The sequence below is a fragment of the Gottfriedia solisilvae genome (genome assembly GCF_002128405.1).
Lineage (GTDB): Bacteria > Bacillota > Bacilli > Bacillales > Bacillaceae_G > Gottfriedia > Gottfriedia solisilvae.
Window position 1 is genome coordinate 375,651 of sequence record NZ_NETJ01000003.1, and the last position, 12,319, is coordinate 387,969.

14 protein-coding genes are annotated in these 12,319 nt (G+C 31.7%); 9 read left to right on the plus strand and 5 right to left on the minus strand.

Features of this window, described 5'->3' with window-relative positions; translation table 11 throughout:
• Positions 1–16 precede the first annotated feature (16 nt).
• Together CAB05_RS11130 and CAB05_RS11135 are read left to right on the plus strand one after the other, a co-directional pair.
• Positions 17–1,495, plus strand: a complete 1,479-nt coding sequence (locus CAB05_RS11130) for a coproporphyrinogen III oxidase (RefSeq protein ID WP_087999907.1) — start codon at positions 17–19, stop codon at positions 1,493–1,495.
• A gap of 83 nt (positions 1,496–1,578) precedes the next feature.
• On the plus strand, positions 1,579–2,367 hold the full coding sequence (locus CAB05_RS11135) for an enoyl-CoA hydratase (RefSeq protein WP_087999908.1): 789 nt from the start codon (positions 1,579–1,581) through the stop codon (positions 2,365–2,367).
• 331 nt (positions 2,368–2,698) lie between these two features.
• On the opposite strand, the gene CAB05_RS11140 is transcribed toward CAB05_RS11135, so the two are convergent.
• Positions 2,699–2,884 carry a YhzD family protein gene (locus CAB05_RS11140; RefSeq protein WP_087999909.1) on the minus strand — a complete coding sequence of 62 codons (186 nt, stop codon included), beginning with the start codon at positions 2,882–2,884 and terminating at the stop codon, positions 2,699–2,701.
• Positions 2,885–3,220: 336 nt separating this feature from the next.
• Here CAB05_RS11140 and yhaM point away from each other — a divergent pair, with 336 nt between their 5' ends.
• Both yhaM and CAB05_RS11150 read left to right on the plus strand, forming a co-directional pair.
• Positions 3,221–4,159 carry a 3'-5' exoribonuclease YhaM gene (gene yhaM / locus CAB05_RS11145; protein ID WP_087999910.1) on the plus strand — a complete coding sequence of 313 codons (939 nt, stop codon included), beginning with the start codon at positions 3,221–3,223 and terminating at the stop codon, positions 4,157–4,159.
• 255 nt (positions 4,160–4,414) lie between these two features.
• Positions 4,415–4,618 carry a sporulation YhaL family protein gene (locus CAB05_RS11150; protein WP_087999911.1) on the plus strand — a complete coding sequence of 68 codons (204 nt, stop codon included), beginning with the start codon at positions 4,415–4,417 and terminating at the stop codon, positions 4,616–4,618.
• Positions 4,619–4,660: 42 nt separating this feature from the next.
• Here the strand turns inward: CAB05_RS11150 and CAB05_RS11155 are convergent, their stop codons facing one another.
• Complete coding sequence (locus tag CAB05_RS11155; protein ID WP_087999912.1) at positions 4,661–5,479, minus strand: peptidylprolyl isomerase; 819 nt, start codon at positions 5,477–5,479, stop codon at positions 4,661–4,663.
• 347 nt (positions 5,480–5,826) lie between these two features.
• On the opposite strand from CAB05_RS11155, the gene CAB05_RS11160 reads away from it, so the two are divergent.
• Together CAB05_RS11160 and CAB05_RS11165 are read left to right on the plus strand one after the other, a co-directional pair.
• Positions 5,827–5,910, plus strand: coding sequence for a YjcZ family sporulation protein (locus CAB05_RS11160; RefSeq protein ID WP_087999913.1), 84 nt, complete (start codon positions 5,827–5,829; stop codon positions 5,908–5,910).
• 103 nt (positions 5,911–6,013) lie between these two features.
• Positions 6,014–6,097 carry a YjcZ family sporulation protein gene (locus tag CAB05_RS11165; protein ID WP_142283097.1) on the plus strand — a complete coding sequence of 28 codons (84 nt, stop codon included), beginning with the start codon at positions 6,014–6,016 and terminating at the stop codon, positions 6,095–6,097.
• Positions 6,098–6,414: 317 nt separating this feature from the next.
• On the opposite strand, the gene CAB05_RS11170 is transcribed toward CAB05_RS11165, so the two are convergent.
• The gene (locus CAB05_RS11170; RefSeq protein ID WP_087999915.1) at positions 6,415–6,975 is read right to left on the minus strand and encodes an HTH-type transcriptional regulator Hpr; all 561 of its coding nucleotides are present in this window, start codon (positions 6,973–6,975) and stop codon (positions 6,415–6,417) included.
• 357 nt (positions 6,976–7,332) lie between these two features.
• Positions 7,333–7,770, minus strand: a complete 438-nt coding sequence (locus CAB05_RS11175) for an HIT family protein (protein WP_087999916.1) — start codon at positions 7,768–7,770, stop codon at positions 7,333–7,335.
• A gap of 607 nt (positions 7,771–8,377) precedes the next feature.
• Here CAB05_RS11175 and CAB05_RS11180 point away from each other — a divergent pair.
• Genes CAB05_RS11180 through CAB05_RS11190 form a run of 3 tightly spaced genes read left to right on the plus strand, consistent with a single transcriptional unit; the run spans position 8,378 to position 11,079 of the window.
• Complete coding sequence (locus tag CAB05_RS11180; protein WP_087999917.1) at positions 8,378–9,118, plus strand: ABC transporter ATP-binding protein; 741 nt, start codon at positions 8,378–8,380, stop codon at positions 9,116–9,118.
• The gene (locus CAB05_RS11185; protein WP_087999918.1) at positions 9,115–10,335 is read left to right on the plus strand and encodes an ABC transporter permease; all 1,221 of its coding nucleotides are present in this window, start codon (positions 9,115–9,117) and stop codon (positions 10,333–10,335) included. Before CAB05_RS11180 ends, CAB05_RS11185 begins: the two co-directional genes overlap by 4 nt.
• Positions 10,336–10,347: 12 nt before the next feature.
• Positions 10,348–11,079, plus strand: coding sequence for an EcsC family protein (locus tag CAB05_RS11190; RefSeq protein WP_087999919.1), 732 nt, complete (start codon positions 10,348–10,350; stop codon positions 11,077–11,079).
• Positions 11,080–11,093: 14 nt separating this feature from the next.
• On the opposite strand, the gene CAB05_RS11195 is transcribed toward CAB05_RS11190, so the two are convergent.
• Positions 11,094–12,290, minus strand: coding sequence for a M20 family metallopeptidase (locus tag CAB05_RS11195; protein WP_087999920.1), 1,197 nt, complete (start codon positions 12,288–12,290; stop codon positions 11,094–11,096).
• Between the last annotated feature and the right edge of the window lie 29 nt (positions 12,291–12,319).

Here is a 12,319-nt window from a genome sequence, read left to right on the forward strand (position 1 = left end):
ACAAAGGTGATAAAACATGAAAATATATATTAGAGGACTAGACGATCATCGTTTCCAAAGACCCTTAGAATTACTAGCACAATTATTCTTTGAAGATTGTAATGTATCGTTAGATGAAATAGAAGATGCAGATTTAGAAATACAATTCCATTTAGATGAACCAAAAAAGGCAGTATCAGGTGAATTAGGAAAAGATATTCAATCTACTACTACCTATGTAGAAGGAAAAGATGAAAAGGAATCTTTTAAATTTAAAAAGAAAGCCGTTAATTTCGTCTTTTTAACATTGCTGCAGGATCATACTAAAATAGAGCAAAAATGGGGAATCCTTACTGGAATTAGACCGACAAAACTTCTTCATACAAAATTAAAAAACGGTATGACAAAAGAAATGGCTCATAATGAATTACGTAATGATTATTTAATTCATGAAGAGAAAATTCAATTGATGCAGTCAATCGTCGACCGTCAACTTAAAGTTATACCTGATCTTTATAACCTTGAAAATGAGGTTAGTATATACATTGGGATTCCATATTGTCCTACGAAATGTGCTTACTGTACTTTCCCAGCTTATGCAATTCAAGGTAAACAAGGAGCGGTTGATTCATTCTTATATGGATTACATTATGAGATGGAAAAAGTCGGTGAATTCCTAAAAGAACGTGGTATTAATATTACGACGATCTATTATGGTGGAGGTACGCCAACGAGTATTACAGCCGAAGAAATGGATTTACTTTATGCTAAAATGCATGAATCTTTCCCAAATATGAAAAATGTACGTGAAATAACGGTTGAAGCTGGAAGACCTGATACGATTACACCTGAAAAACTTGATGTATTAAATAAATGGAATATTGACCGTATTAGTATTAATCCACAGTCCTATATTCAAGAAACATTAAAAGCAATTGGTCGACACCATACTGTTGATGAAACAATCACGAAATTCCATTTAGCAAGAGAAATGGGTATGAACAATATTAATATGGATTTAATCATCGGCTTACCGGGTGAAGGATTAAAAGAATTCCAATACACATTAGATGAGACTAAAGAATTGATGCCTGAGTCTTTAACTGTTCATACATTATCATTTAAGAGAGCATCAGAAATGACGCAAAACAAGCAAAAATACAAAGTTGCTGATCGTGAAGAAGTACAACAAATGATGAATGAAGCTACTGTTTGGACTGAAAAACATAACTATCATCCCTATTATTTATACCGTCAGAAAAATATATTAGGTAATCTAGAGAACATTGGCTATGCTGTAGATGGTCAAGAAAGCTTATACAATATTTTAATAATGGAAGAAGAACAAACGATCATCGGATTAGGCTGTGGCGCATCAAGTAAGTTTGTTCATCCAGGTACACGTCAAATTACTCGATTTGCAAATGCGAAGGATCCAAAATCGTATAATGATGGTTATGAACATTATACAAATGCAAAAATTAAAATTTTAGACGAGTTATTTTCAAAAAAGTGATATAACAATTTAATAAAATAAAGGAAAATCCCCTTTCAATGTTTAATGTTAAAAATAAACATAAATATAAAGGGGATTTTTTTATGACAATTTCTAACACAACAGATCACATTTTATTAAAAAAAGAGGGTCGTGTAGCTACAATTGTTTTTAATCGACCTGAAGTATTAAATGCAATGAACGAAGAAACATTTAGACAGTTTAGAGACGCTTTAGATGACATTAATAATTCTGAAGTAGACGTAGTTGTACTTTGTGGAAATGGCAAAGGCTTTTCATCAGGTGGAGATTTAAAATCGATGTTAAGTAATACTGACGAAAGTGCATTTTCACCGGTAATGGATTTAATTTCAGAACTAGTTATTAAATTGTATACGCTACCAAAAATTGTGATCAGTGCAATTCACGGACCAGCAGCTGGAATTGGATTAAGCTTAGCGCTAGCAAGTGACTATGTTTTAGCGCACGAATCTGGCGTATTAGCAATGAATTTTATTGGAATTGGACTAATCCCTGATGGTGGCGCACATTATTTCCTTGAAAAAAGAATAGGTGAATCGAAAGCCAAACAACTGATATGGGATGGCCAAAAACTAAATGCAACAAACGCTCTAGAATTAGGATTAATTGATGAAGTCATTTCAGGAGACTTTGAACAAGAAATCAAAAATCGCGTAAATGGTATCTTACAAAAACCAGTAAGTGCGATGATCCAAACAAAGAAAATATATAACGAAAATAACCTAGACAAACTAACAAAAGTATTAGCAGCAGAAAAAAACGGACAAGGCCTAATGAGAAAAACTGCAGATCACAAAGAAGGCGTACAAGCCTTCCTACAAAAAAGAAAACCGGAATTTATTGGGAAATAAGAAAAGCGGAGGCGACTGGTAAGCTCCGACAAGCATAAGACGAAGAACGATGAAGGTTGCTATTTAACCTTCGTTGGGCTTTGGCTTATGACCTCGAGGAGCTAGACAGAAAGAAAAGCGGAAGGCGTTCGCTCAGCCCCGACAAGCATAAGAACGATCTTAAAGAAGGTTGCTTTTTAACCTTCGTTGGGCTTGGGCTTATGACCTCGAGGGGTTAACGCCTGGAGCTAGACAGAAAGAAAAGCGGAGGCGACTGGTAAGCTCCGACAAGCAAGCTCCTTCAAAACATAAGCAAATAGAAAAAAGCTGCGAAAATTCATTCGCAGCTTTTTTATGGATGAAATAAAAGTAGTTTTCCAGTAGGACTGATGCATCGGTGAGTTTTATCAAGTGCACCAAGGATAGCTAGTTTTTCTTCTCCGAATTTTTTCGCTTCTAGGTCGGTGTTAGCTTCAAATTGTTCGTCTACAATAGATTCTCCACTTTGCTCAAATGCAGTAATACGATAGAGTGCCATGATTTTTCCTCCTTGAAATTCTCTATAATTCTTATTTTGGCATAAAATGAAAAGAAGTGTAAAGTAATAATTTGAATAATTAGAAAGTTGTAAATTCAATTTAAGTAGATGTCCTAACCATTTGTTACATTATGTCTTATTTTTTGTACCAACATTGTTGGGATAAGTGAGTGTTTTAACGTATAATAGTGTACGTGACATAACAAATACATAATACGAAATGGTTTTATTTGTTGGGAAAACTGAATTATTTTTCTTCATTTTATGTTTACAAATTTATTGATGTTGTAGAGGCTTTCTGAACTAGAAGAAAAATAGACTTGTTGGAGGTACATGATGGATAAAAAAGTATATGAATATGAAGTAGGCGAACGCTTCGTGACGTTTTTGTTTTTAAAAGCTGTTACAAAAGGTGTAGCAAGTAATCAAAAATCATTTTTATCTTTGACATTACAGGATCAAAGTGGGGATATTGAAGCAAAACTTTGGGATATTTCTTCTGAACAAGAAGAAGCGTATGTAGAAGGTGCAGTTGTAAAAGTAGAAGGGGAGCTTCATGATTATAGAGGAAAGCTTCAATTAAAGTTACGTCAAATTCGACCTGCAAAAGATTCTGATGAAGTAAATCCTGAAGATTTTTTTGCAAGAGCTCCAGTCGCGAAAAATGAGCTATATGAAAAAATAACTTCTTATATTAATAATATGGAAAATGAAAAACTTAAAAAAATTACCGAATACTTAGTATTAAAAAATGAAGACGATTTTCTTGAGTTTCCAGCAGCTACAAAAAATCATCATGAATTTGTATCTGGTTTAGCTTATCACGTATATTGTATGTTGAAACTAGGCGAATCAATTGCAACTTTATATCCTTCAATTAATAAGGATTTATTATATGCCGGCATTATTTTACATGACTTAGGTAAAGTTCGTGAGTTATCTGGTCCTGTTTCAACAAAATATACAGTAGAAGGAAACTTACTTGGCCATATTTCATTAATGGCAATTGAAATTGGAAATGCGTCTATAGAACTTGGAATAGAAGGGGAAGAAATAACTGTTCTTCAACATCTTGTATTAAGTCATCATGGTAAATATGAGTATGGAAGCCCGAAACTACCACTAATTAAAGAGGCAGAAATCTTACATTATATTGATAATATTGATGCGAAAATGAATATGTTAGATCGTGCACTTGAGCGTGTAGAGCCAGGTGAATATACAGAACGCATTTTCCCACTTGAAAATCGTAGTTTCTACAAACCTAAGTTTTAATCATTAGTCATTATAAAAGGGTGAAGCGTTTCACACTCACTAAAGATCACAGTTCTTATGTTCTAAGAACTGTGATTTTTTTTGGAATCATTTCACTTTAGTGGTGCACCTCCATTCCAAAAGAGAGTGAGTTCCTGAAGAAGAACAGAACAAATGAATAAACCGATTTCTACAAATAAAATACTAAAATAATCATACTTTTTCTGAAGTGACCATATAATGAAGCAAATGCTTGTCTACTAAGGAGGAAAAAATATGTTACTATTACCGTTTTGGATGTATATTGTTATTTTAGGGATATTTGTGAGTGGGTTTATGGTATTGTATACCTCTAAGCAAGACAGAGATGCAGATGAAGCTTTCATTGAAAAAGAGGGAGAAATTTATTTGCAAAGAATTAAAGAAGAAAGAGAAAGAAGAGAGCAGTTATTAATTAGCTCTGAAGTTTCTTCAAATTAATAAAAAAACTGCCTAACTTAATTAGGCAGTTTTTTTTATGGATTATTTCTTATCTTGTTTTTCTAAATCTTTATCTTCTAATTTGAAATCTGCATCTTTAAGTAGAGAGTCTGAAAACGCTGAGAAGTTTTCTTGAGTTAATTTAGAAGCAGCAATCTTTTCGCGAGCTTCCTTTTCATTTACTTCTTTTTTATCAACTACTTTAATAATGTGGTAGCCAAATTGTGATTTTACTGGTTCACTAATTTCGCCAACTTTTAAGTTATATGCTGCTTCTTCAAATTCAGGTACCATCGCACCTTCGCCAAAGTAGCCTAAGTCTCCACCTTTATCTTTTGACCCAGTGTCAGTAGAATATTTTTTTGCAAGTGCCGCGAAATCTCCACCAGCATCTAATTCTTTTTTCACTTTTTTAGCAGTAGCTTCATCTTTTACTAAGATATGGCTTGCTTTAATTTCTGGTTTGTAATTTTCAATTTCCTTTTTAGTAACACTTTTTTGAGCAGCTTTTTCAGTTAATAAATCAATCTCTACACGCTCTTTAAAAGCTTTTTCATCTTTAAAGCCATATTGAGTTAAGAATGCTTCAAACTGGTCACCATTTTGTGTTTTATACTCATTGAACTTTTTATCTACTTCTTTATCGCTTACTTTAAAGTTTTTACGTAGATAATTTTCAATAGCCATTTGTTTTAGCATTGCTAATCCAGCTGTATCTTTCATTTTATTATATAAATCTTCTGTTGTAATGTTTCCTGAATTTGTTTTAGCAACTACGTCATCACCAATACTAGATGATCCACATGCTGCTAGTCCAAATACTGATGTTGCTAAAACTGCAGATACGATTAACTTTTTCATTTAAACATCTCCTAATAAATATTTAGACTTTATTTCTTCGTAAAAGAAAAATACCTAGCAAAGTATGTATACTACATTTCCAATACATATCTAACTTTCTAATAACTGGAAATAACTTCACTTAATATATCATATTTTCCTTCAATGTGACAAAGTTTATCCCAAAAAAAGAAGAAATTGGAACGTATTTATAAAAAAAATTTGTTAAAAAGATGCTTGTTTATGTATGTCCTCAAAAATTAAATAGGCTTTTGTTTAAAAAACAGCTTGCCAATCGTGACATTCGCACAGTCATTTGTAACTTTCGTTTATATATTATAAAGAGTTACTTTTAGGAGGTTGGAAAAATGGGAGCTAGTTCATCACATGAATTTGTATTAATCGTCGTTTTATTTATCTTATTAATTATCATTGGGTGTTCTTGTCTATAAGTGGATCTCTATCTATGAAATTAGAGAAGTACTAGGACTGTTGCCCAGACCATTTTATGATGCACGCATAAGATAAGATATGTAGCTAAAGGAGGTGTATATGATGAGCACAGGATTCTATGGTGGGTTTGCTTTAATCGTCGTATTGTTCATCTTATTAATAATCGTTGGAGCAGCTTGCATATAATGTGTAAATAAGAAAAATATTCAACCGAAAGCTAAATGCTTTCGGTTGAGTTTATATAGAGATTAAAAAAAGATTTACATAGAACAAAGAATTGAGTGTCGAAATGAATAATAGAAGGATAATAGGATGATTTTTTGGAGGGGAATTTTTGTGAATCGTTGAACAAAGTGGGCTAAAAACAAAAAGCGGTAGGATATAGTATCTTTGACCCGCTTCTTTTTGGTTGAGCAATCGTCAAATCCTTAACAGGTTATGTTTGTCGCTCGAATATAGAAAGGATACGCTTTCAAGAAAAAAATTTGGAAAAGATTCGTGATTTAAGGTTTCTTAATCAGACGATTATCTTCTTCAATAAACTCTTTATCGATATTATCTAAAGTTGTTTCGAATATATCGATGAAATCTTTACCATAGATATTTCTTAAAATAGCCATGATTTCCATATTCTCAGGGAATTTACCATAAAACTCTTTTAATGGCAAAGTACCTTGGAAAACAGAGTTTGTTTCTGGATCGAATTCTTCTAATATATCTAATAACATATTTTTGCCTTTTTCAGTTAACTCAATATAAGTATTTCGCTTATCTTCAACTTTTTTAGAAAATACTAATAAACCACGTTCTTCTAGCTTTTTAGAGAAATTAAAAGCAGTTGATACGTGCATTACACCAAATTTAGCAATTTCAGAAATTGAGGCACCCTTTAAATGGAAGGCGATCATTAAAATATGATGTTCATTGATATTTAAATCATAGGGTTTAATCCATTGTTGCCAGTCTTTTTCAACTGACTTCCATAATGCTTTCGAAATTTGGGCAATTCTTTGACTAAAAATCAAAGCTTCTTTCATTGTGTACATCTTTTGTTCAGTTTTCATCAATTCACCTTCTTTTCTATTTAACTATCTATTTATTATTATGCCAATAATATCTGAATAAATAAAGAACTTTTATTTAGAATTTTTAAAAATTTTCACAAAGTAGTTGATAAAATTCTACAATTTTATATTATAATAGAATGTTATAAGTTAAAAAAGATATGCTTATATAATGTTGAGTGAATCTTAAATAGGAAATAATAATAAATTTACTAATTGATATATAGTAAATATAAACTATATAACCTAAAAAAAATAGTGTAAATGAAACGAAATGTGGAATATCCATGAAATGGAAAATAAAAAACAGGAGATCTGTGATCTCCTGTTTTTTTATTTAATAATCGTCGTAATTTATTATTGTTTAATAATATTATTTTCGATAGATTTTGCAATCTCTTGAAGTAGTTCGTTTGTGTATTTTTCTGAATTGGTCTGCCATTTTACATCGAATCCATCATTTTTTCCATATCGTGGTAAAATATGCATATGATAATGAAATACAGTTTGACCTGAAACTTCACCACTATTATTTAATATATTTACACCTTCAACATCAAATGCATTTTTTATTGCGTTTGCAATAACAGGTACTTTACTAAAATATGTAGCTGCAGTTTCTTCACTCATTGAAAATATATTATCTACATGTTCCTTTGGAATAACTAAAGTGTGCCCTTTTGTAACCTGGCTTAAGTCTAGAAAAGCCATAATATTGTCATCTTCATAAACTTTTGAAGATGGAATTGAACCTTCTGCAATTTTACAAAATATACAATTAGAATCATGTGCCATCGTAAACATACATCCTTTACATTTTTTTCCTATTCTAACATAAAATCCATTTTTACTGATAACAGAAAATAAAACAAGAAGCAACTAATAGTTGCTTCTTGCTGAAGGAGAAAGATATTATTTGTTAAATTGTTAAGTTAAATTGTCTTTAACTGACACCTCATTTGCTATAATGTTCAATTAATTTGTACACCTTATATTAAAAATATATGCTCTGCTCGAGACACCTCATTTACGAGTTGGTATACTAATGACCTTTGTGTTTAATGATATTGTTCAAGCGCACCATCCCCTTAGATGTTTTCACTGCTGTTTATACAACGATGTTTTTATCTTTCGGAGATACCTCATTTCACTTTAAACAGTTATCTTACAATGGTTTGAACGCAAACTTGATTTGACTCTTTAACAAACACCTCATCTCAAAGTGGTTAAAAACCGGAAAAGAGAGTGTTTCTTTCCCTTCAAGAATTATAATACCCTTTAGCAGAAATAGTATTCAAAAAAAGAAGGATTTTTTTTGGGAGGAAGATAAATATGATATTAAGGAAGTTAAAGTTAATATTTGTTACAATAAATCTGAAAGTACTTTCGAAAGGATTTGTAGATAATGACTTTATTACATGTACAAGATGTATCAGGCGGATATACAAGACAGCCTGTTATTAAAGATGTTTCATTTACGATAGAAAAACACGAGCTCGTTGGGTTAATTGGTTTAAATGGAGCTGGTAAAAGTACAACAATTAAACATATTTTAGGACTATTAAAGCCATTAAAAGGAGAAATCTTAATTAACGGAAGAAATTTTGATGCTGATCCGACTGTTTACCGTTCAAGCTTATCCTATGTACCAGAATCACCGATGATTTATGATGAGCTTACTTTACAAGAACATCTAGAAATGACAGCACTAGCATATAACATTCCAGAAAAAGATTTTAAACAACGAAGCGAAGAATTATTGAAAACATTTCGTCTTTATGAAAAGAGAAATTATTTTCCATCTACCTTTTCAAAAGGTATGAAGCAAAAAGTTATGATTATTTGTTCATTAATCGTACAACCAGAGCTATACATAATTGACGAGCCTTTTCTTGGGTTAGATCCAATCGCTATAAACGATCTTTTAGAAATACTTAAGGTGGAAAAAGAAAAAGGTGCCGGCATTTTAATGTCGACGCACATATTATCAACTGCGCAAATCTATTGTGATTCCTTTATTATATTACACGAAGGCGTGATCATTGCTAAAGGTACTTTAAATGAGCTTCAGGAACAATATAACATGCCTAATGCGTCATTGGATGAAATTTATATCTTTGCTACTAAGGAAAAAACAATATGAGAACGGTCAAGCAATTATGGTCCAGTAGATATAAAAGCTATCTAAAAGAAATTAGTAAGTATGGACGTTATATCTTTAATGATCATATTAAATTTGTTCTTGTTTTTGGATTCGGTGGGGGAGCATATTACTATCAACAACTATTGAAAACAATCTCATTAGATTATCCAGCTGTTTTATTTATTTCAATTGTTTTTGCTTTACTAGTATCTTCTGGGCAAATCACTACATATTTTAAAGGGCCAGACTTATACTATTTGTTGCCTTTAGAAAAAAGAATGAAAGGATATTTTATTAGATCCTATTTCATAACTTTTTTAGTGCAAGCTTATTTGCTTTTAATGTTTTTGGGTGTTATTTATCCAATTTATAAGAAGTTTATGTTAGGGGAAACAACAAGTTTTATTGTTTTTATAATCATTATTTTCTTATTGAAGGCATACCATTTATTTGTGTCATTTCTACATACATCAAATAAAGGAATTTTAAATCGAGGTCTTGATTATTGTGTAAGAGCTATCGGTTCATTTTTCTTTATCTATGCTTTATTAAGCAAATGGAACATTTTCCTATTATTCATTCCGATTATTTGTTTAGCAGTTTATGCAATATTAATTCAAACAATTAGTCAGAATAAGAGGGTACAGTGGGAAAGAAATGTTAAACTTGATACTTCTCGTTTAGCGAGTTTTTATCGTTTTGCGAATTTGTTTACAGACGTGCCTTCTATTCAACAACAAGTAAGACGTCGAAGATGGGCTGATCCAATTATAAAGAAAATAAAAACAAATAATGCAGCTGATTATTTATTAGTAAGAACTTTTATAAGAAATGGAAATTACTTAAGCATGTTTATTAGACAATTATTTGTCGGTGCTTTTGTTGTCTATCTTGTTCCTACAGTTATTGGGAAATTAATAATCGGTATTTTATTTTTATATATGATTGGGATTCAAAATATGGCGATTTTAAAACAATATAATTATCATATGTTATGGAGAATATATCCTTATACAAATGACGAAAATAAAAAATCCATTTCAACTCTTTTGTATATACTACTGTTAATATGTAGTGTAGTTTTTAGTGTAATTGCATTGGTTAAGGGAATGGCAGCATTAAATTTTCTTTTGATGATCTTCATTTATATGGTGTTTTCAGTTTGGTTTATAAAATTTTATGTGTCAAAAAGGTTGAGCCAATCACAAAAATTGTAAAGGGTGAACCAAATGGATTCTTATGAACTGCGAATTCAATACGAGTTATCAAGATGGAAGCAAAAAATTTTAACTGATTCAAACGTATTTAAAACGTCTGCTAAGAAAATACAATTAAAGATACAATCCTTACTTCCAGAGCAAATTCAAGATTTACTAACCCAATCAATTAAAAACATGATGACATTGTTTATCGGTGGATCGTCTGTTTTTAGTGGTGGCAGTGAAGAGTATGATGCTTTATCACTAAGGGAACGTGATGAAATCTTAGATAAAAAATTGAATGAATATAAGAAAATTTCTGCAGTAGAAGGTGCAGGAACTGGTGCAGGAGGTATCTTATTAGGACTTGCTGATTTTCCATTATTAATGGGAATTAAAATTCGCTTTTTAGTTGAAGCAGCAAAAATTTATGGATATGCACCAAAAGATGAAGTTGAACGTCAATTTATGTTGTATATATTTCAATTAGCATTTTCAAGTGACGAACATCGAAAAAAGACTTTACATGTGATTGAAAATTGGGAAGATCAACTAGATCAAAATCCACAAATAAATTGGGAACATTTACAACAGGAATATAGAGATCACATAGATTTAGCGAAGTTACTACAATTAGTACCTGTTATAGGTGCACCTGTAGGAGCGTATGTAAATTACCAACTTCTTGAACAATTAGGAGAAACAGCAAAAAACGCATATAGAATTAGACATTTAAAGAAAAAAGGAGAACTTTTGAATTAAAGTTCTCCTTTTTTTTATTTCTGTTCAACTAATTTATGTGAACTCATTAATGACTTTAAAGATACTGATCCAAGTGTTTTTGCAGCAATTAACATTGCTTTTTCGTCAAAATCGAATTTTGGGTGATGATGCGGGTAAGTTTCCAATGTGTTTGGAGATTTTGCTCCAGTGAAAAAGAATGTTCCAGGAACTTTTTGAAGATAATATGCAAAATCTTCTCCGCCCATTTTTGGATCCATTTCTTTAACGTGTGTAACTTCATCGATAGAAGCAGCAACTTGAACTAATAATTCTGTTTCTTTTTCATGGTTTACGACAGGAGGATAGCCATCATCGTATTTAAATTCATAAGTTACGTCATTTGCAAAACAGATTCCTTTAATGATTCGATCCATTTGCTCTTTAACTTTTACTTGCGTTTCTTTCTTAAACGTTCTCACTGTTCCAATTAAAGTTGCTCGATCTGCAATTACATTAAATGCATTTTTAGCTTCGAAGCTTCCAATAGATAGTACAGCTGTATCGATTGGATTTGTTTCACGACTTACAATTTGCTGAAGCGCCATAACTAATTGACTCGCAATAACAATACTATCTTTTGTACGGTGAGGTTCAGCACCATGACCACCTTGACCTTGGATCGTAATTGAAAAACGATCTGCAGCCGCCATTATTGGCCCACTACGGTATCCAATCGTACCTAAATCTTCAATTGCCCATAAGTGAGTTCCGTATATTTCATCTACTCCATTTAGACAACCATCGGCAATCATTGAGACTGCTCCTCCTGGTGCATATTCTTCTGCATGTTGATGAATCAACACAATTTTCCCATTCCAATGTTCTTTTAGTTCATTCAAGGCCTTTGCTAAATATAATAATGTTGCAGTATGACCGTCATGACCACATGCGTGCATAACCCCTGGAACTTTAGATGCATATGGTACATTTTTTTCATCTTGTATTGGTAATGCATCAAAGTCAGCTCTTAGTGCAATTGTTTTACCAGGATTTCGACCATGAATTGTAGCAACAACGCCATTTCCACCAACATTAGATTGATATGTAATACCTAATTGCTTATAAAAGTTTTGAATGAATTTGGCAGTTTCGTATTCCTTAAATGAAAGCTCCGGATGCTCATGTAGGTATCTCCGTGTGGAAACCATTTCTGGAAAATATGATTCTAATAATGTAAATAAATCAGACATTCTTTCATTCCTCCTACTATGTATCTATC

Bases quoted from the DNA above. Each gene is read 5' to 3' on its own strand.
- CAB05_RS11130 (WP_087999907.1), top strand. From the start codon at position 17: ATGAAAATATATATTAGAGGACTAGACGATCATCGTTTCCAAAGACCC.
- CAB05_RS11135 (WP_087999908.1), top strand. From the start codon at position 1,579: ATGACAATTTCTAACACAACAGATCACATTTTATTAAAAAAAGAGGGT.
- CAB05_RS11140 (WP_087999909.1), bottom strand. From the start codon at position 2,884: ATGGCACTCTATCGTATTACTGCATTTGAGCAAAGTGGAGAATCTATT.
- yhaM (WP_087999910.1), top strand. From the start codon at position 3,221: ATGGATAAAAAAGTATATGAATATGAAGTAGGCGAACGCTTCGTGACG.
- CAB05_RS11150 (WP_087999911.1), top strand. From the start codon at position 4,415: ATGTTACTATTACCGTTTTGGATGTATATTGTTATTTTAGGGATATTT.
- CAB05_RS11155 (WP_087999912.1), bottom strand. From the start codon at position 5,479: ATGAAAAAGTTAATCGTATCTGCAGTTTTAGCAACATCAGTATTTGGA.
- CAB05_RS11160 (WP_087999913.1), top strand. From the start codon at position 5,827: ATGGGAGCTAGTTCATCACATGAATTTGTATTAATCGTCGTTTTATTT.
- CAB05_RS11165 (WP_142283097.1), top strand. From the start codon at position 6,014: ATGAGCACAGGATTCTATGGTGGGTTTGCTTTAATCGTCGTATTGTTC.
- CAB05_RS11170 (WP_087999915.1), bottom strand. From the start codon at position 6,975: ATGAAAACTGAACAAAAGATGTACACAATGAAAGAAGCTTTGATTTTT.
- CAB05_RS11175 (WP_087999916.1), bottom strand. From the start codon at position 7,770: ATGGCACATGATTCTAATTGTATATTTTGTAAAATTGCAGAAGGTTCA.
- CAB05_RS11185 (WP_087999918.1), top strand. From the start codon at position 9,115: ATGAGAACGGTCAAGCAATTATGGTCCAGTAGATATAAAAGCTATCTA.
- CAB05_RS11190 (WP_087999919.1), top strand. From the start codon at position 10,348: ATGGATTCTTATGAACTGCGAATTCAATACGAGTTATCAAGATGGAAG.
- CAB05_RS11195 (WP_087999920.1), bottom strand. From the start codon at position 12,290: ATGTCTGATTTATTTACATTATTAGAATCATATTTTCCAGAAATGGTT.